Source organism: Methanocaldococcus villosus KIN24-T80, assembly GCF_000371805.1.
In the GTDB taxonomy this organism is placed as follows: Archaea; AGJL01; Methanococci; order Methanococcales; family Methanocaldococcaceae; genus Methanocaldococcus; species Methanocaldococcus villosus.
Genome location: NZ_AQUK01000001.1, coordinates 833,562 through 860,069, shown reverse-complemented (window position 1 = coordinate 860,069; position 26,508 = coordinate 833,562). Strand labels below are relative to the sequence as shown.

26 protein-coding genes and 2 pseudogenes are annotated in these 26,508 nt (G+C 29.0%); 12 read left to right on the top strand and 16 right to left on the bottom strand.

The window, feature by feature from the left end; genetic code table 11:
• The first annotated feature begins 16 nt into the window (after positions 1–16).
• From METVI_RS0105020 to METVI_RS0105000, 5 genes are all read left to right on the top strand, one after another.
• A complete protein-coding gene (locus METVI_RS0105020) occupies positions 17–196 on the top strand; it encodes a hypothetical protein (RefSeq protein WP_017981091.1) in 180 nt (59 codons plus the stop codon).
• A 79-nt stretch (positions 197–275) separates the two neighbouring features.
• On the top strand, positions 276–380 hold the full coding sequence (locus METVI_RS07350; RefSeq protein ID WP_004595030.1) for a glycosyltransferase: 105 nt from the start codon (positions 276–278) through the stop codon (positions 378–380).
• A 220-nt stretch (positions 381–600) separates the two neighbouring features.
• Positions 601–1,527: an ADP-glyceromanno-heptose 6-epimerase gene (rfaD, locus tag METVI_RS0105010; RefSeq protein ID WP_004595028.1), complete on the top strand. Its 927-nt coding sequence runs from the start codon at positions 601–603 to the stop codon at positions 1,525–1,527.
• A 4-nt stretch (positions 1,528–1,531) separates the two neighbouring features.
• On the top strand, positions 1,532–2,776 hold the full coding sequence (locus tag METVI_RS0105005) for a glycosyltransferase (RefSeq protein WP_017981090.1): 1,245 nt from the start codon (positions 1,532–1,534) through the stop codon (positions 2,774–2,776).
• A 37-nt stretch (positions 2,777–2,813) separates the two neighbouring features.
• Positions 2,814–3,536: a class I SAM-dependent methyltransferase gene (locus tag METVI_RS0105000; protein ID WP_004593623.1), complete on the top strand. Its 723-nt coding sequence runs from the start codon at positions 2,814–2,816 to the stop codon at positions 3,534–3,536.
• 114 nt (positions 3,537–3,650) lie between these two features.
• Here METVI_RS0105000 and METVI_RS0104995 read toward each other — a convergent pair whose 3' ends face one another.
• From METVI_RS0104995 to rfbF, 8 genes are all read right to left on the bottom strand, one after another.
• Positions 3,651–4,706, bottom strand: coding sequence for a glycosyltransferase family 9 protein (locus tag METVI_RS0104995; protein ID WP_004593622.1), 1,056 nt, complete (start codon positions 4,704–4,706; stop codon positions 3,651–3,653).
• Positions 4,707–4,919: 213 nt separating this feature from the next.
• Positions 4,920–5,726, bottom strand: coding sequence for a glycosyltransferase family 2 protein (locus METVI_RS07190; RefSeq protein ID WP_017981089.1), 807 nt, complete (start codon positions 5,724–5,726; stop codon positions 4,920–4,922).
• 6 nt (positions 5,727–5,732) lie between these two features.
• The gene (locus METVI_RS0104985) at positions 5,733–6,740 is read right to left on the bottom strand and encodes a glycosyltransferase family 2 protein (protein WP_017981088.1); all 1,008 of its coding nucleotides are present in this window, start codon (positions 6,738–6,740) and stop codon (positions 5,733–5,735) included.
• Complete coding sequence (locus tag METVI_RS0104980) at positions 6,730–7,767, bottom strand: GDP-mannose 4,6-dehydratase (protein ID WP_004592961.1); 1,038 nt, start codon at positions 7,765–7,767, stop codon at positions 6,730–6,732. Before METVI_RS0104980 ends, METVI_RS0104985 begins: the two co-directional genes overlap by 11 nt.
• Entirely contained in the window at positions 7,768–9,072 is a 1,305-nt protein-coding gene (gene rfbH, locus METVI_RS0104975; RefSeq protein WP_004592962.1) for a lipopolysaccharide biosynthesis protein RfbH, read from the bottom strand.
• Positions 9,056–10,156, bottom strand: coding sequence for a CDP-glucose 4,6-dehydratase (gene rfbG, locus METVI_RS0104970; protein WP_004592963.1), 1,101 nt, complete (start codon positions 10,154–10,156; stop codon positions 9,056–9,058). Before rfbG ends, rfbH begins: the two co-directional genes overlap by 17 nt.
• Complete coding sequence (locus tag METVI_RS0104965) at positions 10,146–11,045, bottom strand: NAD-dependent epimerase/dehydratase family protein (RefSeq protein ID WP_004592964.1); 900 nt, start codon at positions 11,043–11,045, stop codon at positions 10,146–10,148. The genes rfbG and METVI_RS0104965 overlap by 11 nt, the downstream gene beginning before the upstream one ends.
• 10 nt (positions 11,046–11,055) lie before the next feature.
• On the bottom strand, positions 11,056–11,829 hold the full coding sequence (gene rfbF, locus METVI_RS0104960; RefSeq protein ID WP_004592965.1) for a glucose-1-phosphate cytidylyltransferase: 774 nt from the start codon (positions 11,827–11,829) through the stop codon (positions 11,056–11,058).
• 277 nt (positions 11,830–12,106) lie between these two features.
• Here rfbF and METVI_RS0104955 point away from each other — a divergent pair, with 277 nt between their 5' ends.
• On the top strand, positions 12,107–12,397 hold the full coding sequence (locus tag METVI_RS0104955) for a transposase (protein ID WP_004592966.1): 291 nt from the start codon (positions 12,107–12,109) through the stop codon (positions 12,395–12,397).
• Between the two features lie 27 nt (positions 12,398–12,424).
• Here the strand turns inward: METVI_RS0104955 and METVI_RS0104950 are convergent.
• The 7 genes and pseudogenes from METVI_RS0104950 to METVI_RS0104920 all read right to left on the bottom strand — a co-directional run.
• Positions 12,425–13,072 (bottom strand): annotated as a pseudogene (locus METVI_RS0104950) (DDE-type integrase/transposase/recombinase); the annotation flags it as partial.
• A gap of 30 nt (positions 13,073–13,102) precedes the next feature.
• Positions 13,103–13,474, bottom strand: coding sequence for an oligosaccharide flippase family protein (locus METVI_RS0104945; protein WP_017981087.1), 372 nt, complete (start codon positions 13,472–13,474; stop codon positions 13,103–13,105).
• Positions 13,475–13,726: 252 nt separating this feature from the next.
• Positions 13,727–14,795: pseudogene (locus METVI_RS07185) on the bottom strand (ATP-binding protein).
• 24 nt (positions 14,796–14,819) lie between these two features.
• Positions 14,820–15,800 carry an NAD-dependent epimerase/dehydratase family protein gene (locus METVI_RS0104935; protein WP_004594058.1) on the bottom strand — a complete coding sequence of 327 codons (981 nt, stop codon included), beginning with the start codon at positions 15,798–15,800 and terminating at the stop codon, positions 14,820–14,822.
• Entirely contained in the window at positions 15,797–17,122 is a 1,326-nt protein-coding gene (locus METVI_RS0104930; RefSeq protein ID WP_004594060.1) for a UDP-glucose dehydrogenase family protein, read from the bottom strand. Before METVI_RS0104930 ends, METVI_RS0104935 begins: the two co-directional genes overlap by 4 nt.
• Positions 17,123–18,643, bottom strand: a complete 1,521-nt coding sequence (locus METVI_RS0104925; RefSeq protein ID WP_017981086.1) for a flippase — start codon at positions 18,641–18,643, stop codon at positions 17,123–17,125.
• A gap of 11 nt (positions 18,644–18,654) precedes the next feature.
• Entirely contained in the window at positions 18,655–20,418 is a 1,764-nt protein-coding gene (locus METVI_RS0104920) for a KamA family radical SAM protein (RefSeq protein WP_004592020.1), read from the bottom strand.
• A gap of 98 nt (positions 20,419–20,516) precedes the next feature.
• Here METVI_RS0104920 and METVI_RS0104915 point away from each other — a divergent pair, with 98 nt between their 5' ends.
• From METVI_RS0104915 to purD, 5 genes are read left to right on the top strand one after another with little or no spacing between them, the layout of a single operon-like run.
• Positions 20,517–21,755, top strand: coding sequence for a tRNA (N(6)-L-threonylcarbamoyladenosine(37)-C(2))-methylthiotransferase (locus METVI_RS0104915; RefSeq protein WP_004592019.1), 1,239 nt, complete (start codon positions 20,517–20,519; stop codon positions 21,753–21,755).
• The gene (gene purM / locus METVI_RS0104910; protein WP_004592017.1) at positions 21,752–22,792 is read left to right on the top strand and encodes a phosphoribosylformylglycinamidine cyclo-ligase; all 1,041 of its coding nucleotides are present in this window, start codon (positions 21,752–21,754) and stop codon (positions 22,790–22,792) included. The genes METVI_RS0104915 and purM overlap by 4 nt, the downstream gene beginning before the upstream one ends.
• 7 nt (positions 22,793–22,799) lie before the next feature.
• Positions 22,800–23,870: a cobalt-precorrin-5B (C(1))-methyltransferase CbiD gene (cbiD, locus tag METVI_RS0104905; protein ID WP_004592015.1), complete on the top strand. Its 1,071-nt coding sequence runs from the start codon at positions 22,800–22,802 to the stop codon at positions 23,868–23,870.
• Positions 23,867–24,364, top strand: a complete 498-nt coding sequence (locus METVI_RS0104900) for an MJ0936 family phosphodiesterase (protein WP_004592012.1) — start codon at positions 23,867–23,869, stop codon at positions 24,362–24,364. Before cbiD ends, METVI_RS0104900 begins: the two co-directional genes overlap by 4 nt.
• Positions 24,365–24,373: 9 nt before the next feature.
• The gene (purD, locus tag METVI_RS0104895) at positions 24,374–25,708 is read left to right on the top strand and encodes a phosphoribosylamine--glycine ligase (protein WP_004592010.1); all 1,335 of its coding nucleotides are present in this window, start codon (positions 24,374–24,376) and stop codon (positions 25,706–25,708) included.
• Here the strand turns inward: purD and METVI_RS0104890 are convergent.
• Positions 25,692–26,099: a DUF371 domain-containing protein gene (locus METVI_RS0104890; RefSeq protein ID WP_017981085.1), complete on the bottom strand. Its 408-nt coding sequence runs from the start codon at positions 26,097–26,099 to the stop codon at positions 25,692–25,694. The genes purD and METVI_RS0104890 overlap by 17 nt on opposite strands.
• 92 nt (positions 26,100–26,191) lie before the next feature.
• Between METVI_RS0104890 and METVI_RS0104885 the strand changes: the two genes are divergently transcribed.
• A complete protein-coding gene (locus METVI_RS0104885) occupies positions 26,192–26,503 on the top strand; it encodes a winged helix-turn-helix transcriptional regulator (RefSeq protein ID WP_004592008.1) in 312 nt (103 codons plus the stop codon).
• The last annotated feature ends 5 nt before the right edge of the window (positions 26,504–26,508 follow it).

The window sequence follows — 26,508 nt, the reverse complement described above, 5'->3', positions numbered from 1 at the left end:
ATAAATAGGTGATATAATGAAATTCCTCTTTGTAGCTGAGTATTTTCCACCTTTTGTTATGGGTGGAGCTGAAATTAGTCTAAAAATTTTAGTTGATGAACTTGTAAAACATGATCATGAGGTTACAGTTTTAACACCAAATTATAATTCATTTAAAACTGAAATTGAAGAAAATGATAAATTTTTGGAAAATTAGATGAATATAGAGATGTTATTAAAAAATAAAAGAATCAGAATTTTTAGTTCTCCAATCTACAAGAGAGGGGTTTGGAATATTGTTAATAGAAGCAAATGCTTGCTATAAACCAGTAATTGCATATAAATCAGGAGGAGTTGTTGAAGTTGTTGATAATGGCTTTAATGGATTTTTAGTAAAATAAAGAGGCATATATGAATTAAGTGAAAAAATAACATATCTTTTAAAAAATAAAGATGTTGCAAAAAGAATGGGAAAAAATGGAAGGAAAAAGTTGAAAAAATGTTTACATGGGAAAAATTGGTTGATAAAATTGAAGAGGTTTATAAAAGCTTGTTAATATAATAAATTTTAAAAGTGATTAATAAAAACTATAAAAATTATATAGATTGGAGGGGGATAAAATGAAAGTTTTAATAACTGGAGGGGCTGGTTTTATAGGTTCAAATCTTGCTCTAACATTGCAAAAAAATTATGAAGTAGTAGTTTTAGATGATTTCTCTTCGGGACATTTTAAGAATCTTATAGGTTTTGAAGGGGATATAATTTCTGAAAGTATTTTAGATGTAGATTTAAATCAATTTAAAGATGTTGATATAATATTCCATCAAGCTGCGATAACAGACACAACTGTATCTGATCAAAGACTTATGATGAAAATAAATACAGAAGGGTTTAAAAGATTCTTAAATTTTGCTATTGAAAACAATATAATATTTATCTACGCTTCTTCAGCTGCTACTTATGGAAATGCTCCAGCACCTCAAAAAGAGGAAGATGCTGGAAAGCCAAATAATATTTATGGTTTTTCAAAGTGGATATGTGATTGTATAGCAAAGAGGTATATGGAAAAATATCCTGATGCTCATATAGTAGGTTTAAGGTATTTTAACGTATTTGGACCAAGAGAGCAATTTAAAGGTAAAATGGCTTCTATGGTTTGGCAATTGATGAAACAGATGTTAGAAGGAAAAAGACCAAGAATTTTTAAGTGGGGGGAACAAAAAAGAGATCAAGTTTACGTAAAGGATATTGTAAATATAAACTTACTTGCTATGAAAGCTAAAGAAAGTTGCATAGTAAATGCTGGCACTGGAAGAGCTGTAAGTTTTAACCATATTATTGAAGTTTTAAATAGTATTTTAGGATTTGAATATGAACCTGAATATATTGATAATCCATATGGGGAGTTTTACCAAAACCATACAGAAGCTGATCTAACTAAGGCTAAAAAATATCTTGGATATAAACCAAAATGGACTTTTGAAGACGCTGTTAAAGATTATGTCAAATGGCTAAAGAAAAATAATTATATAACCGTCTTAAAGTGATATAATGAAATTCCTCTTTGTAGCTGAGTATTTTCCACCTTTTGTTATGGGTGGAGCTGAAATTAGTCTAAAAATTTTAGTTGATGAACTTGTAAAACATGATCATGAGGTTACAGTTTTAACACCAAATTATAATTCATTTAAAACTGAAATTGAAGAAAATGATAATTTAAAAATTATAAGATTTAAATCTTTTAGAAGCTTCCTATTTAAAAAAAAGGAAAAAACTTCTCATAAAATTTATAAAAAAACAAAACCATTTTTTTATTTATTTTTGAATCAATATATCAATTATTCATCTTATGAGATCAGAAAAAATGTTGAAAAAATTTTGAAAAAAGATAATTTTGACATAATTCATGCTAACAATTTAGAATCAATTCTGGCTTTGAATTGTATAAAAACATCTGCTAAAAAAATAGCTCATTTAAGAGATTTCGGCTTATTTTGTTATAATAGAGGTTTAGAAAATAATGGTAATCTTTGTAGTGGCTGTTCTACAAATAATTTGAGTAGCTGTATGTATACTAAAGGAATTATTAATAAACTTTTATTATTAGAAATGAAAAAAAGAATCAAAATTCTATCTAAATTATCCTCCTTTGATTTATTGATTGCAATAAGTAAATTTGTTAAGCAACAGTATGTCAATATTTTAGGGGTTGATGAGAATAAAATAGAAGTCATATATAACCCAATATCTTATGATATTGTTTCTAATCTTTCTAAAGAAGAAACAAGAAAATTATTAAATCTACCAAAAAATAAAAAAATTATTTTATTTGTAGGAAGTTTAATAGAGAAAAAAGGAGCACACTTAATCCCTAAAATTGCTGAAAAACTGGAAGATTATTTGTTTGTAGTTATAGGAGATGGAATCTTAAAAGAACTGTTTTTAAAAAATAGTAAAGATAACATCATTTACTGTGGATATTTGCCAATTTCAAAAATTAAACATTTTTATCGAGCATCTGATATCTTATTAGTGCCTTCCCTTTGGCATGAACCATTTGGCAGGGTTGTTATGGAAGGAGCGTATAATGGATGTTATGTTATTGGAAGTAATAGAGGAGGAATTCCTGAAGTTATAGATTGGTTAAAATGTGGAGTTTATGTTGAACCAAAAATCGAAAATTTTATAAAAGAGATTGAAAAATTTGAAGAAAATAAAAATAAAATAAAGGAGTTTAAATTAGGAAGATACGATTATTATGGAATGTTTATGGCGTCGATTAAAAAAATATTATAATGGTATTTATAAAAAAACATAAAAAGAGGTGATACATATGACCTTTATATTTCAAAAAGAACTATCGCATATTAAAAATTTTCTTAGATTGTATGCTAGCAATAGATATATTTATTTAAGAAAATATATTAAATCAAACAAAAAAAGTAAAATAAGACTCTTGGATGTTGGTTGCGGTGTACATAGTCCTAAAGTAATAGAAGCACTATTTTCAACAAAAGTTGAATATTATGGTATTGATAAAATAGATATTAAAGATTCTCTAGATAAAAAATATAGTCGGATGCGTTTTATTAAGATAGATTTAGAAAAAGAATTAGAAATATTGGATAAAAAATTAAAAAATAATTTTTTTGATTTTATAATGATGAATCATGTGATTGAACACTTGGAGAATGGGTTGGAGGTAGTAAGTGTTTTATGTAAGAAATTAAAAGAAGGAGGTGGTTTTTATATAGAATATCCTGGTGTTCGAAGCTTAAGTTTACCATCTATGAAGGGAACCTTGAATTTTTGTGATGATCCAACACATAAAAGGATATACTCAATACAAGAAATCGGAAACGTATTATTAAAAAATAATTTTAGAATTATTAAAGCAGGTGTTGTACGGAATCCATTAATGATATCATTAATCCCTTTTAGATTAATTGAATCTATTTTTTATAACTATTCAAAAGCGAGTATTTTTTGGGATCTGTTTGGATTTGCTGAATTCATTTATGCAATAAAAAAGAACAATTCTTACAAACATAATTGAATCTTTTTATAAAAGACGATTAAAAAATTTGATGGGGGCAAATGAAAGAACAAAAACAAAAAAATATAAGCTACTGAATAATTACAGGCCATTTATAAAGGTATTATAAAATTATTAGATCAGATTTAAGGTTTTTATATGTGTTTTTATTGATTCAAAAGCATCTTCAGGTTCTAAATTCATTAGCAAATTTTTTGGTTTTTTAATAAAACCATAATAAGGTATATAATATATTTCGTAGTTTGGGGGAGTTATAATATTAACTTTGTTTGAGAAAGGTGCTGTATGTATGTAACTTGTTCCTCCAAAAATTACACTTTGTGGAATATTAAATAGAGATGCACAATGGGATAGTCCACTATCATTGCTTATAAAGTAATTACATTTACTTATTAATGAAATTACATATTTTAATGGAATGTTTTTTATTATAATTACATTATCATGATTTCGAAAATACTTTTCATATATAATTTCATCAGGACCCAAAAATATTAAAAATTTAATTTTATTTTTATATTCACTATTTAATAGGTCAATTAATTTTTTCCATTTTTTAATACCCCATCTTTTCCAAACCATATCACTTTTTCCACCAGGATGAATGCCTATAATGAACTCGTCTTTTAGATTTTGTTTATCTAAAAACTTATTAGCAAATTTGATTTCTTTTTGTGTTAAATAATATGAATATCGAATATCTTCATCTTTATATTTTACATTTAAGTATTTTATTAGATCCAAATTTATATACACACTATGTTTGTTTTCTATTTTTGGTGAATATGTTAAAAACCAATCTATATTTTCAAAGATTTTAAAGTTATATTTATGTTGAATTCTAATTTTTGCTTTAATCAACTTCATTAGTAATGCGGAAAAAATTCCTTGAGACGGATATATAGTTATTGCTATGTCATAATTATTTGTTTTTAATAGTTTTATTATAGCCTTTGTATAATTATCTAACAATAAACTTCTTATAGATTGATTTTTTAGAACAAAAATTTTATTTACAAATGGCTGATTTTCTAATACTTCTCTTGTACCTCTTAGCGCTACTAAAAAATCAATTTTTGAGTTAGGATAATTTTTTTTTAGTATATTTATCATTGGAAAAGCCATAATTAAATTTCCAATTCCTGAAAGTGCAATTATTAAGATTTTCATTTTAATCCCTATAATATTTTAAACCTAATTTTGTATATACCTTTCTTGCTATTCTAAACATAAGTGAAGGTGTTAAAAGTATCGGTATTATTTTGAAATAGAAATCTAAATTTTCTTTATAATAATTAACAAATTTAAGGAAAACTTTAAAATTATATTTAACTTTGTAATCTTTTGACAATTTTAAAGAAATTAAACTTTTAACAAAAAAATTTAATAATTCTTTTTTGAAGATCTCATATTCCCTAGAGTGTTCCCAAAAACCTCTTTGAAAATATCTAATGTGTTAAAATCTAATATAAGTCTATTATATTTACCTCCCACTTCTCTTATAAATGAATCATTTTCTAATCTTTGTCCCACTAATTTATACGGGATAAATTTAATCTTGGAACCTCTATTAAGTAAGGTAATAAATATGTAGAAATGAACATAAGCAGTTCCTATGTATTTATTCTTATTTGGCACAGAGTTCCATGCTTTTCTCTTAAATATTAAGTTTGATATATATCCTCCAGCAGGTGGTAATTTTTTTGAATATTCTAAAAATCCCTTCGCAGTAGTATCTTCTAATATTGTTAATCTATCTGCCAACTTATCTTTTACCTTTTTTCTTAAGGTGATATCATACTTTTGAACATTAGTATAAAAAATATCCACATCTTTATTTTTTTCAATCTCACTTAAAACAGTATCTATTCCACCATCTTCAATAATATCATCACTCCCCAATAACCAACAATACTCACCATTGGCAATTTCAACGACTTTTAAATAATTATAATCAGCGCCCATATTTTTTTTATTCCTATGGTATATTATTGGTATTGGGGATTTTTTTTGATATTCTTTAATTAACTCTTCAGTATTATCTTCAGATGCATTATCTGAAATACATATTTCAACTTTATCTTTATTATTTTCATTTATTTGTTTTATTATAGAATCTAATGCATCCTTGAGATATCTCGCCCTATTGTATGTAGGAATACAGATGGATAGTAATGGCCTAATCCTCATGAATACCTACCATTTACCTTTTATTATAAATCTAATAAATCTATATACAAAGGAAGGAATAATCATTAAAGGTACATACCATAACCAGAACTTTGGATGATCTTTATATATTGGAAATAAATCTTTAAATGCGTTAACATAAAATTTATAGGACAACCCTTTAAATTTCGCACCAGTGATTCTACCCCAAAAGCCAGATCTATTAATTAACATATCTTTGACTATTTTATATTCTTCAGAATCTTTTCCAAAAACATCTTCTGCAATATAAACATAATTTATGTCAATTTTAAATCTTCTGTATTCCCCTAATTCATGTAAAAAGCTGTCATTATCACTTCTCCAGCCTACTAAGTGTTTATTAATGAATTTAACTTTTGAACCTTGTTTGATTAAAGAATATATTATATAAACATGAACATAAGCACTTCCTATCCATTTTTCATATCCTTTTACAGAAAGCCATTTCTTCCTATTCACAACAATTACTGAAATGTATCCCCAATTTCCAGAAGAGTATTTAAGACATTCAATTTTATTATTAAATATATAATCTTTTCCTAATTTCCTGGTTTTTGGCTCATCAACTTCTTTTGTATGTTTATTATTTAAATTTTTAGAATAAATATATCTATCGAAAGTAAAAATATCCACATCTTTATTTTTTTCAATCTCACTTAAAACAGTATCTATTCCACCATCTTCAATAATATCATCACTCCCCAATAACCAACAATACTCACCATTGGCAATTTCAACGACTTTTAAATAATTATAATCAGCGCCCATATTTTTTTTATTCCTATGGTATATTATTGGTATTGGGGATTTTTTTTGATATTCTTTAATTAACTCTTCAGTATTATCTTCAGATGCATTATCTGAAATACATATTTCAACTTTATCTTTATTATTTTCATTTATTTGTTTTATTATAGAATCTAATGCATCCTTGAGATATCTCGCCCTATTGTATGTAGGAATACAGATGGATAGTAATGGCTTACTTGACACGTCGCTCACCTAAAATTTCTTCACACCATTTAATCATTCTCTTTAATCCTTCTTCTTTGGATATTTTTGGTTTCCAGCCAGTGTATTTATTTATCTTAGTAATATCTGCAACGAATATTTTTTGATCGCTAATCCTCCAAGGTTTTTTATTTATTTTTATTTCAATGTCAAGTTCATCTTCTAAAAATCTAAACAACTCTAACAATGATAAGCTGTTTTCCATCCCCCCCCCAATGTTAAACGCCTCACCAGCACATTTTTCAATGTTATCAACAGTTTTAAAATATAGGTTTATCACATCATCAGCATGTAACACATCCCTAACTTGTTTACCATTTCCATGAATTTTAACTTCTTCAATCTCCTCTCTCTTAATTCTCAATGCCTCTCTAATAAACCATCCAATCCATCCTTGGTCGTAGGTGGCAAACTGCCTTCCCCCATACATTGAAGAGTGTCTAAAAACAACAGTTTTTATACCAAATATTCTGTGGTAATCTAATAAATATTGATCTGCTGTTCCTTTTGAACATCCATAAGGAGTATGGAAATCTAATTTTAAGCTCTCATCAAACCCATTTGGATAATCTGGGGCAATATATCTTGTCTCTGTTTCTATATATTTGATATATTCCAAATCTCCATAAACTTTATTTGTTGAAGAATATAATACGATAGTTTCTGGGCTGTATTTTCTGATAGCTTCAAGTAAATTAAATGTTCCTAATGCATTAACCTCAAAATCCAATCTTGGGTTTTTTAATGAGGTAGTCATCGCCACCTGTCCGGCAGTATGGAAAACAACATCTGGTTTATACTTTTTTATCATTTCTTCAACGTCATACCATATTCTTATATCTTTATTTTCAAAGATAAACTCACCTTGCTCCTTTAGCCAATTATAGTTTAATGTAGTCCCTTCCCTAAAAAAATTGTCCATTATTATTGTTTCATATTCTCTATTTATGCTTTCACTAGCGAGATTGCTCCCTAAAAACCCTAAACCCCCAGTAATAAGGATTTTCATTTATTCCACCCCGTCTAAATACTTCTTAAACACTTCATAAACATAATCCAAATGTCCTTTTTCCAATGCAGGATATACTCCAATCCAAAATGTATTATTCATTACGATGTCGGTATTCTCTAAATTTCTAATCTGTTTATATTTAATACCGTAATCAACAAAATACGGCTGTTTTATTAAGTTCCCACCAAATAGTAACCTTGTTCCAATGCCATTATCGTTCAGATACTGCATAAATTTGGTTCTATTTATATTACTACTATCTTTTATAGTTAGTAAAAACCCAAACCATGATGGTTCTGAATTTTCAGTTGCCTTTGGAAGAATGAAATAATCTTCAAATTCTTTTAATTTATTATATAAATACTCAAAGTTTTCTTTTCTTTTTTTGATGAAATACCCCAACTTGTCCATCTGTGCTACACCAATTGCCGCCTGCAAATCAGTCATTTTCAAATTATATCCTATTTCAGAATAAATATACTTATGATCATAACCATAAGGCAATTTTCCTAACTGCCAGCTAAATCTCCTTCCACAGGTATTGTCCTTCCCTGTTGGACACCAACAATCTCTTCCCCAATCTCTTATTGAACGAGCTATTCGATACAGTTGTGGATCATTAGTTAGAACAGCTCCTCCTTCTGCAGTTGTTATATGGTGTGCGGGATAAAAACTCAATGTTGCTAAATCTCCAAATGTTCCAGTATACCTTCCATCATATTTTGAACCAAGAGCATCGCAATTATCTTCTATAAGCCATAAATTATAATCTTCACAAATCTCTTTAATCGCCTTAACATCAAATGGATTTCCCAAAGTATGTGCTAAGAATATTGCTTTTGTTTTTGGCGATACTGCCTCTTGTATTTGTTCAACTATGGCATTGTAAGTTCCCAGTTCAACATCTACAAAAACAGGGATTGCTCCAACTTCAATGATAGGATTAACTGTCGTAGGAAAACCTGCAGCTACCGTAATTACCTCATCACCAGGCTTAATTTTCCTATCTCCCAATTTTATTGATGTTAATGTCTTAATTGCAATAAAATTTGCAGATGATCCAGAATTAACCAAGAGGGCAAAGTCAATATTTAAAAAGTTTTTTAACTTCTCTTCAAAGATAGAACACCACTTCCCCTCTGTCCACCATCCTTCTAATGCTGCTTCAACGATATTTTGTAGTTCTTTCTCATCATAAACCTTTCCAGAAACTGGAACTTTGTTATAGGGTAATTTTTTATAGGTTTTATAGTAGTATTCCTTCACTAACTCTAAAATCTTATTTTTAATGCCTTCTGGCACGCTCCCACCTTTCAAAGAAGGTATTTATTTGCCTATTTGTGAATGTTATCATATCTTCTCCATTGTAATATCTTCTATACCATTCAAATGTCCATTTTAGTGTCTCGTCAATACTCAGCAGAGGTCTCCAACCCAAATAAACCTTTGCCTTTGTAGCATCTAACTTCAATATCTTTGACTCATGTTTTTCCTCATCCTTCTTAATTATGTATCTTCCTTTTCCTAATATCTCAGTTCCTTTTTTAACCAATTCCTCAACAGTAATAAAGTTTTCTTCATTAGGGGCAAGATTCCAAGCTCCAATAAAATCTATCTCTCCATTATACAGCCTTTCAGCCAATAATAAATAACCCAATAGAGGCTCTAAAACATGTTGCCAAGGTCTTATGCTTTCGGGATTTCTTAAAACTACAGTCCCATCACCTTCAAATATCGCCCTTATGATGTCTGGAACTAATCTATCTTTAGACCAATCCCCACCTCCAACAACATTTCCAGCTCTAACAGATGCTATTAATGTGTTGTGCTTTTTTCCATAATCCTTAACATTAAAAAACGACCTTATGTATGACCTAATTATCAATTCAGCACAAGCCTTTGATGTGCTGTATGGGTCATAGCCTCCAAGTTCATCGTTTTCTCTATAAGCCCAGATCCATTCTTTATTTTCATAAACTTTATCAGTAGTTATCATTATTGCAGCCTTTACACCTCCCACATCTTTAACTGCTTGCAGTATGTTTGCCGTTCCAATGATATTTGTTTCATAGGTATACAATGGGTCATCGTAACTATCCCTAACTAACGGCTGAGCTGCTAAGTGAAAAACGATTTCTGGCTTTTCTTTTTCCATAATAGATTTAATTTTATCAAAATCTCTGATATCAGCATAGTAGTTTTTTATTTTTTTATCTAATTTCAAAATTTTAAATAAATTTGGGCTAGTGTTTGGTTTCAGAGAATAACCAACAACATCAGCCCCAAAATTTAGCAGTATTTGAGTAAGCCAACTCCCCTTAAACCCCGTATGTCCAGTTATGAGAATTTTTTTACCTTTGAAAAATTCTGATAATTTATTTTCCATTTTTTTCCACCATAAGTTTTTTGTAATAATCTATAGTCTTCTTTAATCCTTCTTCTATAGATATTTTTGGTTCCCATCCTAAACTTTTTAAAAAATCAATGTTGGCATAAGACTTCATAATCTCATTTTTTCTGTAAGGTATTGCTCCAAAGTTTAATTTTATGTTAGAGTTACATAGCTTTTTTATTAAAATTACCAAATCTCTAATCTTAATAGGATTCCCAACTCCTACTTCAATATTATAAAACTTTTTTTCAAAATTATCTAACTTATTTAGAACCGTTATGTATGCACTAACCACATCGCTAATATAAATAAAATCTCTCTCCTGTTCTCCTTTTGTTAAATCAATCTCCTTCTCATTTTTTAGTATTTTTTCAATTATATATGGGATAAATTTTGTATTATCATCTTTTGGACCATACATGTGTTCTAACTTTATATTTATGAATCTTAAGTTATATTCATCACACATTCTTTTCCCATATTCTAAAAATTGCTTTTTTGATAACACATAGTAATTTAAGTTTTTAGGTAAAATTGTATCAGTATTAAAGAATGTATCAATATTAAAGAATGTACATAACTCTAATAACTTCAACGGAAACATTAAATTAGTGTCTACTATTTCGCTGATTTTTTCATTTTTTCTGCCGTAAGATGTAGCAGTATGTATAACTACATCTATTTGGTTTTCCTTAAATGGTTTTTCTAATTCAACTTTATCGATATCATAGTATATCACATTATCCAAAAGATGTTGAATCCTCCAAGTATTAGAAAAACTTCTTTTTAAAATAATAACATTATAATTCTCTTTTAATAATGATTCCAACAAATGACTTCCTAAAAACCCTGTAGCTCCAGTTAGCAATATAGTTTTTGACATAGATATTCACCTAATCTTTCCAAATTTTCCAAGGAGCATTTCCAGAATTCCATAATTTTTCCAACTCCATTTTATCTTTTAATTTATCCATGGGCTTCCAAAATCCTCTGTGGAAATACGCCATTAATTGTCCATCTTCTGCAAGGCGTTCTAAGGGTTCTTTTTCCCAAATTGTATCATCACCTTTTATGTAGTCAATAACCTCCGGCTCTAAAACAAAGAATCCAGCATTTATCCAACTATCTTTATTGTCCATCTTTTCGGCAAATTTTATAACTTGATTGCCATTTAATTTCAACACTCCAAATCTACCCTCAGGCTGAACAGCAGTAACAGTTGCTAATTTTCCATGCTTTTTATGGAATTCAACAAGTTCTCTTATATTTATATTCCCTACTCCATCCCCATATGTCATCATGAACGTCTCATCACCTATATATTTAGCAACCCTCTTTATCCTACCTCCAGTTTGAGTATGCAACCCAGTATCTACGAGAGTAACTCTCCAAGGTTCTGAATAGTTGTTATGGACCTCAATCTCATTAGTTTTTAAGTCAATTGTAACATCACTATTGTGTAAGAAATAGTTTGCAAAATATTCTTTTATAATATATCCTTTATATCCGAGACATATTATAAAGTCATTATATCCATAAGTAGAGTATATCTTCATGATGTGCCAGAGAATTGGTTTTCCTCCAATTTCTACCATTGGTTTTGGTATTCTATGAGTTTCTTCTGATAATCTTGTTCCAAATCCCCCGGCTAAGATGACAACTTTCATTAAAATCACCATCTTTTATATCGATTTTATCAGTAAGGCATTTATTTATTACGTTATAATTATTAACAGGTCTATAATATTCACCATTGCAATTTTTAGAACTTTTTATCTATTTTTTTATCTTCATTATATTTAGAACTTTCGCAAGTAAATTTAAATACTTAGATTAAGTTTAAATTAACCTCTTCAAGGAAAGATTTTATTGCTAAGCGGTAGAAATTTAATTTGATCTTCTTCGCTCATGTTCATTTAGAGTAACTTATATATGCAATGAACTGTGTGGGTAGTTTTTATTAGTGCGGGAATATATAAATTATTCTCACCGAAAGATGAAGAGCGTATTGAAGTTATAATGCGGATTAGGTGGGATAAAGGATATATTTGTCCGTTCTGTGGTTCAAGAGATGTTATTTTAAAGGGTAAGAAGAAAGGTAGGCCTCATATTAAGAGGTATAAGTGCAATTCGTGTGGAAAGAATTTTAACGATTTAACTGGGACAATATTCGCTAAAAAGCGAATGTCTTTAGGAGAAATGTTTTACATTATTAAAAATCTGAAAAATTCATAAATTAAACAAATATCGGTGGAGTTAGGGAGATATTCTTTCAACTTTTCCTATCGTTTGAGGGTGTCTGATTGAGGTTTTTATATGTAAAATTTTTCTTTCCATTAGAAACTTCTGAAATCTCGAGATTCCACTCTTTGCAGGGATGAATTGGGTTCCATTATCAGTTAATATCTTTTTCGACGTTCCATGCTTTTCAAAGTATTCTTCTAAAGCCGAGATAACAACGTCGGTTGTAGCTTCTTTGTAAATTCCAGCATGTAGGATGAATCTACTGTGATCATCAATTATTAACAGGAGATTATATCTAACTCCATCCACATCTACGATTTTAAAATCTATCTGCCACATTTCGTTAGGTTTTGAAGTGCTGAATCGCTTTGGCTTTTCGCTTGCGTAGCAAGCGAGCAACGAAAACCGAAGGTTTTCGTCTAATTCTTTCTTTTCTTCTTTCCCTTCTGGATAAGGTCGAACTTCTTCAGTATAGTATATATACGATTGTGTGGAATATATATTGTGCTTATTCTCTATGTATTTCTCTAAATGCACTGCACTGGTTCCTTTATACTCCTCAACTGCTTTAAGAACTAAATCAATCTCTCCCTTCGATATTTTCTTTGGCTTTCTACCCCTACGCTTTATCTTTGGAATTTCTCCGGTCTCTCTATATTCTTTCCATTATTCTTATTATTAACATTCCTCTTTTTATTACCTACTGATACGAAATAATTTCAGGATACCACACGCTATAAGTGGAGATAATAAAATTATTAAAATTGTTATAATTAAAGAAACTGAACTTTGTAAAACTCCAACACTAATTATTGCTGACTTAACCAAATCTTTCCTTTTCTCATGTAAAAATTTTGGAATAAATTTTACTAATGCTGAACTTAATCCTAGATCCTTAAAAATAGCCATCATACAACAAAAGTCTAAAACAGCATAAAATAAACCAACCTCTAACTTAGGAATTTCATTTGCATAAAGCATTCTAACCAAATATCCAATTGGAGCTGATAAAATTAAGAGTAAAAAATTCCAAGTAACACCTTTTATAACTCTCTCCTTATAACTCAAGAATTCTTCACCTTAGTTATTGGTGTGGAACAGTTATTATAACTATATCAGCTTCTTTTATTTTCTTCTCATCATAGGTAAATTTTATAGTTGTGTGCAGAATTAGTATTATACGGCAAAATCCCGAGAGATTTTGCCGTTGATTTTTTGAAATAACCTACAACCATTAAAAATTCATCAGCAGCATATTTCCAGATTCTAACGCACACAACTATATATTTCCCTATAAAATTTTCCTTTTTAAACTCTCCATTAATCTATCAATTCTTTTATCCCATTCCAGATTAAAAAAACTCTATGGTTTTATAACCCCTTTTATTGTATCTAAAAATAAAATGTTCCTTTTAACTAAAAACTTTCTAACTTTTGTTATCTATTGTTACATCCTCAACATTATAGTTTTCTTTAAATATTTTTAAAGCATAGACTACTTTTTTATAAAGTTCTTCATTTTCCTCCTTAACGTCCTCTAAGAAGTATTTTAATTTTTGTTTGGCATCATTTAAGAGGTAGTTTAAAACCTCTTTTAGATTTTTATTCTTAAGCTTTTGAATCACATATTATATCAACTGGCTTTCCTCCAACGTAGGAGTAGATTAGCTCTTTTTCTTCATTAGTGAGTTTTTTATTTAAAATATTCTCTGATAAAAAATCCGTAAACTTTATTGCTGTCTCTTTATCAAAGTCATCGACTAAGAGGTACTTAGCCCTTCCATTTAATATTGCTTCGCTATAAACCTTCTCAATGGATAAACTATCTGAACTTAGGCAGAATACGTGACATAAATGCAGTTATTTGGTTAAGCTGAAAATTGGTTAAGCTGATAAAATAGTTAAATAACTCATAGATAAGAAAGCCGTTAATCTTTAGATCTCCAATCTTTTGAAGTTCATCTAAAATAATTATCGGTATCTTTCCAGATTTTTTAATTTCTAATAGTATGTTAGTTATATATCTAAAAACATTTTTGGTGGTTTTTTTATTTAATAACTCTTCCAAAGTATTCTTTGGAACTGGAATACCAAATAACAATGGAGTATCTTTAATTAGACCTTTTATTATTTCAACTGGCTTTTTATTTTCGTTATATTCCTCAAACAAAACTTCAATAAAATCATCATATTTAGAGATAAAAATCTCTCTCAAATCAAAATAAAACACTACATACTTATCTTTATCTAATCTATTATTAATTATCTCATTAATTAAAGCTGTCTTACCAGAGTTTATAGGGCCATAAACAAAATAAATAAAATTTGGCTCAAATTCAATAATTGATAGAATCTCATTTATTTCTTTTTCTCTGTTAAAAAATTCCATAGAATCACCAAGTATTTTTTAAATCTAAATTTTTAAAGTCCAATCTTTATTTTTCAAAAACCACTCACAAAATCTTTTTAAACCTTCTTCTATCCTAACCTTTGGATCATATCCTAAGAGCTTTCTACTTTTTGTTAAATCAGCCCAAGTTCTCTCAACATCTCCTGGCTGAATAGGTTTATAATCTTTGATAGCTTTCTTCCCTAAATATTTCTCTATTAAAGAAATAGCATATTCTAAATTTGTAGGATTATCATTTCCTAAGTTGAATATTTCATAGTCAAAATTTTTATCTATACTTTTTATTATCCCATCAACTATATCAGATATATAGGTGAAATCTCTCTCCATCTTTCCATAATTATAAACTTCAATAGGCTTTCCTAAGAGAATATTTTTTGTAAATTTCCAAAATGCCATATCTGGCCTTCCATATTCGCCATAAACAGTAAAGAACCTCAAACCAATCATCTTAATACCATATAAATGATGATATGTATAAGCCATTAACTCATTACTTCTTTTTGTTGCAGCATATAATGAGATAGGTTTATCGACCCTATCATCCTCAGAAAAAGGAATTTTTTTATTCCCTCCATAAACAGAGGAAGATGAAGCATAAACAACTTTCTCAATATCTAACTTCCTTGCAAGCTCAAAGATGTTTAAAGTTCCCATATCATTACTCTTTATATAAGCCCAAGGATTTTCTAAAGAATATCTAACACCAGCCTGAGCTCCCAAATGAACAATTAAATCAATCTCCATATTTTTTAAATTTTCAAATAAACTATTCCAATCAGAAAAATCTAATTTTATAAAGTGATAATTTTCATAATTTTTTAAAATTTCATTTCTTTTCTCTTTTAATATAGGCTTATAGTAGTTGTTTAAATTATCTATTCCTATAACATTTACATCATCATAATTTTCTAATAAGTATTTACTTAAATGAAATCCTATAAAGCCTGCACTTCCAGTAACTAATATATTCTTATACTTCATCTCCTACCAACCCCATAGTATTTAAAGCCCAATTTTTTAACCTTTTTAACATCTAAAACATTTCTCCCATCAAAGATAACTTTTTCTTTAACTAATTTTCCTATTTTTTTCCAGTCTTCTTTATTATAGTCATATTCTGTTGCTATTATTATTCCATCAACATCTTTAACTGCCTCATATATATCATCTAATACATATAGGTTATATCCATAAACTATTTTGGATTTGTTTAACTTATACATGTTGATGGTATTTTCTCTTGCCTTCTCCACATAGTCAAACCCTTTTACAATTGCTCCACTATCTAAAAGCATATCTATCAATTTTATAGCTCTACTCTCCCTCAAATCATCAGTATTTGGTTTAAATGCCAATCCTAAAACTGCAAAGGTCTTTCCATTTAAATTTCCATAATAACCTTTAATCTTCTCAAAGAACCATTTTATTTGCTCCTCATTAACCTTATCAGTAGCTTTTATTAATATTGGCTCTATATTGTTGTTTTCAAACTGTTTTATTAAAGCTTTAACGTCTTTGGGAAAACAGCTTCCACCATAGCCTATTCCCGCATTTAAAAATTTATCTCCTATCCTCTTATCCAAACCCATGGCATAGCTTATTGTTTTTATGTCAGCCCCTACTTTATCAGATAACTTTGCCAACTCATTTATAAAAGATATTTTTGTTGCTAAGAAGGCATTTGAAGCATACTTTATCAATTCTGATGTTTCCCAATTGGTTATTATAAAAGGAATATTTTTCTCTTTAAAATACCCATAAATAGTTTCCATAATTTCAATTGGCTTTTTATTACTTAGATCTTCAAACCCTAAAACTATTCTCTCTGGATTGAAGAAGTCATAAACTGCAATTCCCTCCCTCAAAAACTCAGGGTTTGATACAACATCAACATTATAACCCTTCAAAATCTCTTTAACCTTTCTATTAGTTCCTACAGGAACAGTAGACTTTATAACAATAACCCTATATTTTTCATCCAAATAATCTTTCATTTTTTCAACAGCAGAAAACAGAAATCTCAAATCTGCATTTCCTTCTGCATCTTGTGGAGTTCCAACACATAAAAAAACAACGTCTGAATCTTTTATTGGTTCATAAGATGTAGTAAAAGTTAAATTTTTATTTATATGCTTTTTTAAAAGCTCTTCTAAATCTTCTTCATACAAAGGAGATTTTCCTTTATTTAATTGCTTTATCTTCATTTCATCTATATCTATTCCTACAACTTCAAAACCAAGCTCTGCCAAACCTACTGCCTGAATTAAACCAACGTAACCAGTCCCTACAACTGAAATTTTCATTTAAATCCCTCTTATTTTATTTAACATATCATAAATCTCTTTTACATCTATAATTCTTAAACCAAAAATTCCGATTAAATAGATACCAAAATAAACTATTCCTCCTAAAATTAACTGTAAAATAATATTATTTATAATTTTTGTTATTATTATTAAAGGAATCAAACTAAAAATTCCTATTAAAGTTACTAAAATCCACTTTTTAATCAAAAATGAATAATTTAAAAATTTATTTAAATATTTCACTTGTAAAATCCACATTAATAAATAACCAAAAACTGTTGTTAAAGAAGCTCCAACAATTCCAAACTTTGGAATCAGCAAAATATTAAAAATTAAATTAAAAATAGCTCCAACATATAAAATCTTAGTTGATAAATGTGGCTTCCCAATGCCATTTAAAACTGTAAACCCTATATTATTTAATGTCATAAAAATCATCCCTAGGCTTAAAATTCTTATAGCATCTGCTGCTGATAAATATTGAGGATTAAAAAATAAGTTTATAATAACCTTTGGAAAATAGGTCATTAATATTGCCATAGGTAAAACTAAAATAAAAGAATATAAACAGATCTTCTCTACTCCATATCCTAAAGCCTTCTTATAACCTTTTACCCATAGCTCAGAGCTTAAAGGAAAGAGGACAGTAGTAACAGAAGAGGCAAAATAGCTTAATACAGAAACAGTAGGCACAGCTACATTTCTATAATCAGCAACTGCATTTAAACCAATAAAATAAGTTAAACAAATTCCATCAATATAACCCAAAACAAGACTTCCAGCACTACCTATCATTATATAAATTCCATAAGAAAATAAATCTTTAATTAATTTTTTTGAAAGTAAAAATTTCACTTCAAAGAACTCTGGAAAAATCTTTTTAAAAAATATGTAAGCATAAATCAAAATCATTAAAACTGGGGTTAATGTATAAGCATAAGTTGGGACAAAAACATTATGAAATCCAAAAAAATAAATAAATATTGCAGATAAAATCAAAATTAAAGATATTCTAACAAAACTTATTGTTCCACGATATTTTTGATTTTGAAATCCTTGAATAGAACTAGAAATAACATCCATGATACTCTGAAACCAAAACCCTACACTTAAAATAATCAAAACATTAATAACTAAATCTAAATGCCCTGTAAATTGACCTTGATTATTTATGTAATATTCAGCTATAAGTGGAGATAATAAAATTATTAAAATTGTTATAATTAAAGAAACTGAACTTTGTAAAACTCCAACACTAATTATTGCTGACTTAACCAAATCTTTCCTTTTCTCATGTAAAAATTTTGGAATAAATTTTACTAATGCTGAACTTAATCCTAGATCCTTAAAAATAGCCATCATACAACAAAAGTCTAAAACAGCATAAAATAAACCAACCTCTAACTTAGGAATTTCATTTGCATAAAGCATTCTAACCAAATATCCAATTGGAGCTGATAAAATTAAGAGTAAAAAATTCCAAGTAACACCTTTTATAACTCTCTCCTTATAACTCAAATTTATCCACCTTAGTAATAATACCAAATTGTCCAATAATCTTCTATATTTTCTCCAATTTTCTTTAAACTATCTAAATAATCTTTAATTGGGTAATCTTCATAAGTATATAGCTTAGTCTTATATATTCCTTTCTCCCATGGATGCATTAAATAAACCCTACTTCCATCTTCTTTTAAAGCTATTAACTCCCTATCTTGGAAAGATCTCATGTGTAATTTTCCCATTCTTGGTACATTAAAAATAGCTTCATCTGTTCTAAATGTTCCAGGTAATAACCTAGCTTCTTCCTTAATTTCTTGACACAATCTTGCTATAGGTATTAAATACTCCTTATGTTCATATTTACCTTTAGGATAAAAAGTGTAATATGGAATAATCCCTGCTCTTTTTAATGCTATTCTCAGAGCAACATTTTCAAACCTTCTACTAACAAACTTATGAAAAACATGCTGATTATAAACATTAATACCTCTTTTATTTATCTTTTTAACAGTTTCTTTAACTTCTGGGGTAATTTCATAAGCTGATTCTGCATGAGTGACAATTAAAACTCTCTTATTATCATTAAAATTCTCCAAAATATCTAACAAATTCTCTGTTATTCTCATTGGAACTGTTAATAATGTTCTTGTCCCAAATCTAACACCAACAACATGATCCATATCTTCTATCCTATTTAATATTCTCTCAATTGCTTTATCACTTAAACTAAATGGATCTCCTCCAGTTATTAAAATCTCTATCATTGAATCATGTTCAGCAAACCACTCTAATGCTTTTTCAACTTTATCCCACCCAGAAAATGCTTTTTCATCAAAATTCTTTACCATCCAGTTTCTTTGGCAATAAACACATATTTGTGGGCAAGATTCAAATGGTTTTATTATGGCTATAGTTACATATCTTCTTGTTACAAGATCTATTGGTGTTGTATCTAACTCTCCCATGAAATCAAATTCTTCCTTTTCCTTAGAAGCCATAACTTCAACATAATGTCTTGTAGGAATCACTTGCCTTCTAATGGGAAGATCATACTTATATGCTTTATCAAAGTCAAACAAATGTAAATAATATGGAGTTATTCCAAAAGGAATTCCTTTTTCTATAGCCATTTCTATGACTTCAAAATCTTCCTTTGGAAAATCTATAAACTTCATTTCCTTTAAAATCTCTAGACCTTTTTTACCTTTTATTATATTTTTAAATTGCCATTTATAATCATTCCAATCCTCCTCATCTATTCCAAAAAATTCCATAAGTAATCTTTTATTTTCCCTTCTTCTCTCAATAACTTCCTTATCAAGACCACAGGGATACTTTTTAATATAATCTTTCATTACTCTATAAACTTCATCTAAAAATTCAGATCTTTTCTTTCCAGCTTCTCTACCACTGAGTTTTGAAAAATCTATAATTTTATCTTTTAATTTCTCCCCTAAAAATCCTTCTGAGTATTTAGCTTTTCCAGATATAGCTAATAATAAATGCTTGATTTCTTCTAAGAAAGCTTCATTTTTTATCTCTCCTTTATATGCTTTTATCATTAATTCTAGAGTAGAAAATCCTGCTATTTTTTCATACTCTTTTGAAATGAAATTTTTAAATACCTGTATGGCTTTTAAACTTAACCACCTATCTATCTCATTCTTAATAATTCCTTCATTCCTTACCTTATATTCAAATTCATTTAAATATTTAAATAAACTTTCTCTTATCTCCTCAATATCATCTTTGCTGAAAATTTCTTTTAGCTCTGGTAATATTGAAAACATAATTTCACCATTTGTGAATTATTTGTTAAAAAATGAAAAAAAGAGAGTTATTACAAAATATATTAGAAATAATATATAAAACTTGTTGGTGAAAGTTTATGAAGGTTTATGTAGAAGGTTATGGTTGTGTCTTAAATCAGGCTGATACTGATATTATTAGAAATTCTATAAAAAAAGAGGGATTTGAAATAACAGAAGATATTAATGAAGCTGATATTATAATAATAAACACTTGTGTGGTTAGATTAGAAACAGAAAATAGAATGATTTATAGAATAAATGAATTAAAGAAATTAAATAAATTCTTGGTTGTGGCTGGATGTTTACCAAAAGCTTTAAAAGAAAAAATAGGAGACCTACCCTATATATACCCAAGAGAAGCTCATAGAGCTGGAGAAATACTAAAAGAATATTTGCATAAAAGAAAGAGAGAGAATAAGGAGGATCATAAAACACTTTATGAAAAGCTAAAATATATTTCTCCAAAGCTAATAACCCCTCTCCCTATATGTGAAGGTTGCTTAGGAAATTGTTCATACTGTATAGTTAAAATAGCTAGGGGAAATCTTATTTCCTATCCTAAAGAAAAGATAGTTAAAAAAGCTGAAGAGTTAATTAAAGGAGGGACAAAATGCTTATTTATAACAGCTCAAGATACTGCTTGTTATGGTCTTGATATTGGAGAGAACTTAGCCAATTTACTAAATGATATCTGTTCAATAGAGGGGGAGTTTATAATAAGAGTGGGAATGATGCATCCAAAAAATTTAGAGAGGATTGTTGATGATTTAATAGAAGTTTATAAGAATGATAAGATAGGCAAATTTTTACATCTTCCAGCACAGAGTGGAGATGATGAAATATTAAAATTAATGAATAGGGGATATACTGTAGATGAGTTTAAATCATTAGTAAATGAATTTAGAAAAAAGATCAAAAATCTATGTTTTGTCACAGATATTATTGTAGGATTTCCTGGAGAGAGTGATGAACATTTTATGAATACTTTAGAATTTCTAAAAGAGGTTAAACCTGATTATATACATGGGGCAAAATACAGCCAGAGAAAAGGGACATTAGCAAGCAAGATGAAACAGGTTGATACAAAGATTAGAAAAAGAAGAAGTGAGATTTTAGATAAGCTTAGAAGGGAGCTAAGTTATATAAACAATAAAAAATATATTGGAAAAAGTTTAAGGGCAATTGTAGTAGATAAAGATAAGGGATATACAGAAAATTTTAAAACTGTAAAGCTTAAATGTGAAGAAGTTGGAGAATTTAAGAAAGTTAAAATAAAGGATGCTAAAACATTCTGCTTAATAGGGGAGATAGAATGATAACTTATAAAGATGCTGGGGTAGATATTGAGTTTGAAGATAAAGTAATAAAAGCTTTAACATCAAAAATAAAGTTTAAAAGAAATGATTTCAAGCCAGTATTAAAATACCATTATGCTGGGGCAGTAGAGTTTGGAGATTATTATTTAGTTTTAACAACTGATGGAGTAGGTAGCAAGATGATTGTTGCTGAGATGGCTAACAAGTTTGATACTGTGGCTATAGATATGATAGCTATGAATGTTAATGATGCTATTTGTATTGGGGCAGAACCTATTGCTTTAGTAGATTATATTGCATGTGGTAGGATAACAGAAGAGATTGCTGAGCAGATAGGGGAAGGGTTAAATAGAGGGGCTGAAGAGGCAAATATCAATATAATTGGTGGAGAAACTGCTACACTTCCTGAGATGGTTAATGGTATAGATTTAGCAGGAACTGTTTTGGCTATAGTTAAAAAGGATAAGATAATAACTGGAGAAAAGGTAAAAGAGGGAGATGTTATAATAGGACTTAGAAGTTCTGGGATACATAGTAATGGTTTAACATTAGCAAGAAAAGTATTATTTGATATAGCCAAGTTGCAGGTTTTTGATAAACTATCCTATGGAAAAACTGTAGCTGAAGAGTTATTAACCCCTACAAGGATATATGTTAAACCTGTTTTAGAGATGGTTAATAGCTTAGATATCCATGGGTTAGCTCATATAACAGGAGGAACTTATAGAAAGCTTAGAAGGTTGAATAGTGATGTTGTTTATTATATTAACAACCTTCCTGAACCACAACCTATATTTAAAGAGATTCAGAGGTTGGGAGATATAGAGATAGGGGAGATGTTTAAAACATTTAATATGGGTATAGGATTTTGTGTTATTACCTCTGAAGATAATGCCAAGGATGTTATAAAGATATCTAAGAGATATGGTATAGATGCACAAATTATTGGAGAAGTTTTAAAGGAGTTTAAAATTAATAATAAAACAATTAATGGAAAGAGTGTTATAGAATATAAGGACAACATTATTATCTTATGATGATAATATGATTTATGACTTTAGAAAGAAGCTAAAATATGGCTACACAACAGGCTCATGTGCTGCTGCTGGAGCTTTTGCTGCCTTATATTTTTTAAAATATAATAAAAAGCTGGATTATGTATTAATAGAGAATAGTAGTGGAGATAAATTAATAATTCCAATAGAAAAATTAGAAAAAGATAAAAATAGAGCTAAAGCTGTTGTGAGGAAATATGCAGGTGAAGATATAGATATAACAGATGGTATAGAAGTGGAGGTTGAAGTTTTTCTAAGAAATGATGGTGAGATAGAGATAAAGGGTGGAAAAGGTATTGGGATAGTTACAAAAGATGGCTTACAAATTAAGAAGGGAGAATATGCAATAAATCCAAAACCAAAAGAGATGATAATAAAAAATATTTTAAGACTTTTAGATAAAGGTGAAGGGGCTACAGTAATAATTTCCATCCCTAAAGGAGAAGAATTAGCTAAAAAAACATTAAATCCAAAGCTTGGCATTGTAGGAGGTTTATCTATACTTGGAACAACAGGCATTGTAAAACCTATGTCAAATGAAGCATATATAGAATCATTAAAACTACAAATAGATGTAGCTTTAGCTAATAATTATAAGGATCTTGTTTTTGTTCCTGGAAATATTGGGAGAGTTTATGCTAAAAGAATACTTAATGTTGAAGAGGATAGGATAGTAGAAGTTTCTAATTTTTGGAAAGAGTTGTTAGATTATGCAAACAATAAAGTAGAAAAAATAACAATATTTGGGCATGCTGGGAAGATAATAAAACTTGCTGCAGGAATTTATAACACTCATTCAAAAGTAGCTGATGCAAGAAATGAGATATTGGCAGCATATTCATCTCTTTTTATAAACAATAAAGATGATATTAAAAAAATACTCTATGCCAATACTACAGAAGAAGTTATTAATATTTTGAAAAAGTATAATATTGTTAATGATGTTTTTAATCTAATAGCTAAGAGAGTTATAGAGAGGGCTGAAGAGAGGTGGAATATAAAATTCAATTGTATTATTATAGATATGAAAGGGAATATATTGGGAAAGGTGGTAAAGTGAAAATTGGAATTATCAGTGACACACATGATAACTTAGTGAATATAAGAAAAGCTATAGAAGAGTTTAAAAAAGAGGGCATAGATTTGCTTATTCACTGTGGGGACTTTGTAAGTTTATTTGTTATAAAAGAATTTTATAATATAAACTGTGACATTATAGCTGTTTATGGAAATAATGATGGTGAAAGAGAGAAGTTAAAAGAGATGTTAAAGAACATTAATAAAAATAATACAATAGCAGACTTTCAATCTGTTGAAATTGATGGTTTAAAGTTTTTCATAACCCATGGGCATTATCAAGAGATTTTAGATCTTGCTATAGCCTCAAAACTTTATGATGTTATTATTTATGGACACACACATGAAAGAGTTTTTGAGAATATTGATAACACATTAATAATAAATCCTGGAGAGTGCTGTGGTTATCTTACAGGAGAAGCAACTATAGGAATTTTAGATACAGAAAAGAGAGAATATAAAGAAATATTTTTGTAGGTGGGAAAGATGAAGGTCTTGTTAATAGGTGGAGGGGCTAGAGAAAGTGCTATAGCTCATGCTTTAAAGAGGGGTGATGTGGAGTTATATACCCTTATGAAAAATAAAAATCCTGGAATTGCTAAGTTATCAGAGGAAATAAAAATAGCTAAAGAAACTGATTTAAATGCTATAGAAGAGTTTGCTAAAAAGACAAATCCTGATCTTGCTATTATAGGCCCAGAAGCTCCATTAGAGAAAGGAGCTGTTGATCTCTTAGAATCTCTTTCAATTCCTACAGTAGGTCCTAGTAAAGAGGCTGCTAAAATAGAAACTGACAAAAGCTTTATGAGAAACTTAATGAAAAAATATGGTATAAAAGGTTCTCTACTTTATAAAACATTTGACAGTTATGGAGAGGATTTAATCTCTTTTATAGATGAACTTACTGAAAAGGGTATAAAAGCGGTTGTCAAACCTGTTGGATTAACAGGTGGAAAAGGTGTTAAAGTAGTTGGTGAGCAGTTAAAAGATAATGAAGAAGCTAAAAAATATGCTAAAGAAATATTTGAAAAGAGCATAGGTGGTGGGAGGGTAATTATAGAAGAAAAATTAGAAGGGGTAGAATTTACATTACATGGGTTTGTTGATAGTGACAATATAGCTTTCACTCCATTTGTTCAAGATCATCCTCATGCTTTAGAGGGTGATAAGGGGAGCATAACAGGAGGGATGGGTTCATACTCATGTCCAGACCATAAATTACCATTCTTAACAGATGAGGATGTTGAAGAAGCTAAAGAAATAATGTCTGAAACAGTTAAAGCTTTGAAGGAGGAAGTAGGTGGGTATAAGGGAATATTATATGGTCAATTCATGCTAACAAAGGAAGGACCAAAAATTATAGAGTATAATGCAAGATTTGGAGATCCTGAGGCTATGAATATATTAGCTATCTTAAAAAATAATTTCATAGATGTTTGTGAAGGAATAGTTAATAGAAGTTTAAATAAGATGAATGTTGAGTTTGAGAATAAAGCAACAGTTTGTAAATACATTGCCCCAAAAGGTTATCCAGATGATCCTGTTAAAGGATTTATAGAAGTTGATGAAGGAAAGATAAAAGAAGTTGGGGCTATTTTACATTATGCTTCAGTTGATGAAAGAGACGGAAAGTTATATATGACAGGTTCAAGAGCTTTGGCAGTTGTAGGTGTGGCTGATACAATAGAAGAGGCTGAAAGGATAGCTGAAGAAGCTACAAAGTATGTAAGAGGAGAGGTTTATCATAGGAGTGATGTAGGTAAAAAAGAACTGATAAAAAAGAGAATAGAAAAAATGAGAAAACTTAGACAATTATCTTAAATATTAGCTCTTTACCTTCTTGAAGTTTTTTTACAATCTCCCTATTTATATCCCTAGCCCCTTTATTTGCCTTAATCATTAATGTTCTTGGGCATATGTAGGAACTCTTTCTTATAACAATATCCGTAGGATGAGTCATTAACAGATCCCTATGTCCATAACCTTCTATAATCTCTTTTAATCCATCTACCTCTATCTCAATTCTAAACTTTCCCCCTTCTCTTATTTTGTTTTTCAGCTCATCTGGAAAATCTAACATAGATTTGTTAGCTTTAATTCCAATAATACAATCCCCTCTTTTTGTTAAATAATCTTCTTTAGTAATTTCTAATGTTGTCTTATGCTTAGCTGATACATTCTTATGCCCATAAGCTTTTATAATAAACTCCATATAACCACCTTTAATATGATACATAACATTAATTTTATAAATATTAAAAACAAATTAAAAATATGAAACACTCTATTAAAGGTGAAATGTCTATGCCCATTTTTCATGTTCTTGGAAAAAAAGGAACAATTGAGATAATATATAAAATTAAAGATGGAATTAATACATTTACAAAGCTTAAAAACAGCTTGGATATGGATGGGTGTGGGGTAAGTACAAGAACTTTGGCAGAGAGATTAAATGAGTTAGAGCAGGAGAACATTATTCAAAAAGAAGGTAGTAAATACTATTTAACAAAAAAGGGTTATGAGCTCATTGAGATTATAGAGCAAGTAAAAGAGTGGGAAAACAAGTGGGAAGAGTCAAAGATTCCAAAGATTGTTATAAATATGTTAAAAGGGTGAAAAAT

Excerpts from the sequence above, each read along its gene's own strand:
- METVI_RS0105020 (WP_017981091.1), top strand. The coding sequence starts at position 17 with ATGAAATTCCTCTTTGTAGCTGAGTATTTTCCACCTTTTGTTATGGGT.
- rfaD (WP_004595028.1), top strand. The coding sequence starts at position 601 with ATGAAAGTTTTAATAACTGGAGGGGCTGGTTTTATAGGTTCAAATCTT.
- METVI_RS0105005 (WP_017981090.1), top strand. The coding sequence starts at position 1,532 with ATGAAATTCCTCTTTGTAGCTGAGTATTTTCCACCTTTTGTTATGGGT.
- METVI_RS0105000 (WP_004593623.1), top strand. The coding sequence starts at position 2,814 with ATGACCTTTATATTTCAAAAAGAACTATCGCATATTAAAAATTTTCTT.
- METVI_RS0104995 (WP_004593622.1), bottom strand. The coding sequence starts at position 4,706 with ATGAAAATCTTAATAATTGCACTTTCAGGAATTGGAAATTTAATTATG.
- METVI_RS07190 (WP_017981089.1), bottom strand. The coding sequence starts at position 5,726 with ATGAGGATTAGGCCATTACTATCCATCTGTATTCCTACATACAATAGG.
- METVI_RS0104980 (WP_004592961.1), bottom strand. The coding sequence starts at position 7,767 with ATGAAAATCCTTATTACTGGGGGTTTAGGGTTTTTAGGGAGCAATCTC.
- rfbG (WP_004592963.1), bottom strand. The coding sequence starts at position 10,156 with ATGGAAAATAAATTATCAGAATTTTTCAAAGGTAAAAAAATTCTCATA.
- METVI_RS0104965 (WP_004592964.1), bottom strand. The coding sequence starts at position 11,045 with ATGTCAAAAACTATATTGCTAACTGGAGCTACAGGGTTTTTAGGAAGT.
- rfbF (WP_004592965.1), bottom strand. The coding sequence starts at position 11,829 with ATGAAAGTTGTCATCTTAGCCGGGGGATTTGGAACAAGATTATCAGAA.
- METVI_RS0104935 (WP_004594058.1), bottom strand. The coding sequence starts at position 15,800 with ATGAAGTATAAGAATATATTAGTTACTGGAAGTGCAGGCTTTATAGGA.
- METVI_RS0104930 (WP_004594060.1), bottom strand. The coding sequence starts at position 17,122 with ATGAAAATTTCAGTTGTAGGGACTGGTTACGTTGGTTTAATTCAGGCA.
- METVI_RS0104920 (WP_004592020.1), bottom strand. The coding sequence starts at position 20,418 with ATGTTTTCAATATTACCAGAGCTAAAAGAAATTTTCAGCAAAGATGAT.
- METVI_RS0104915 (WP_004592019.1), top strand. The coding sequence starts at position 20,517 with ATGAAGGTTTATGTAGAAGGTTATGGTTGTGTCTTAAATCAGGCTGAT.
- purM (WP_004592017.1), top strand. The coding sequence starts at position 21,752 with ATGATAACTTATAAAGATGCTGGGGTAGATATTGAGTTTGAAGATAAA.
- cbiD (WP_004592015.1), top strand. The coding sequence starts at position 22,800 with ATGATTTATGACTTTAGAAAGAAGCTAAAATATGGCTACACAACAGGC.
- purD (WP_004592010.1), top strand. The coding sequence starts at position 24,374 with ATGAAGGTCTTGTTAATAGGTGGAGGGGCTAGAGAAAGTGCTATAGCT.
- METVI_RS0104890 (WP_017981085.1), bottom strand. The coding sequence starts at position 26,099 with ATGGAGTTTATTATAAAAGCTTATGGGCATAAGAATGTATCAGCTAAG.
- METVI_RS0104885 (WP_004592008.1), top strand. The coding sequence starts at position 26,192 with ATGCCCATTTTTCATGTTCTTGGAAAAAAAGGAACAATTGAGATAATA.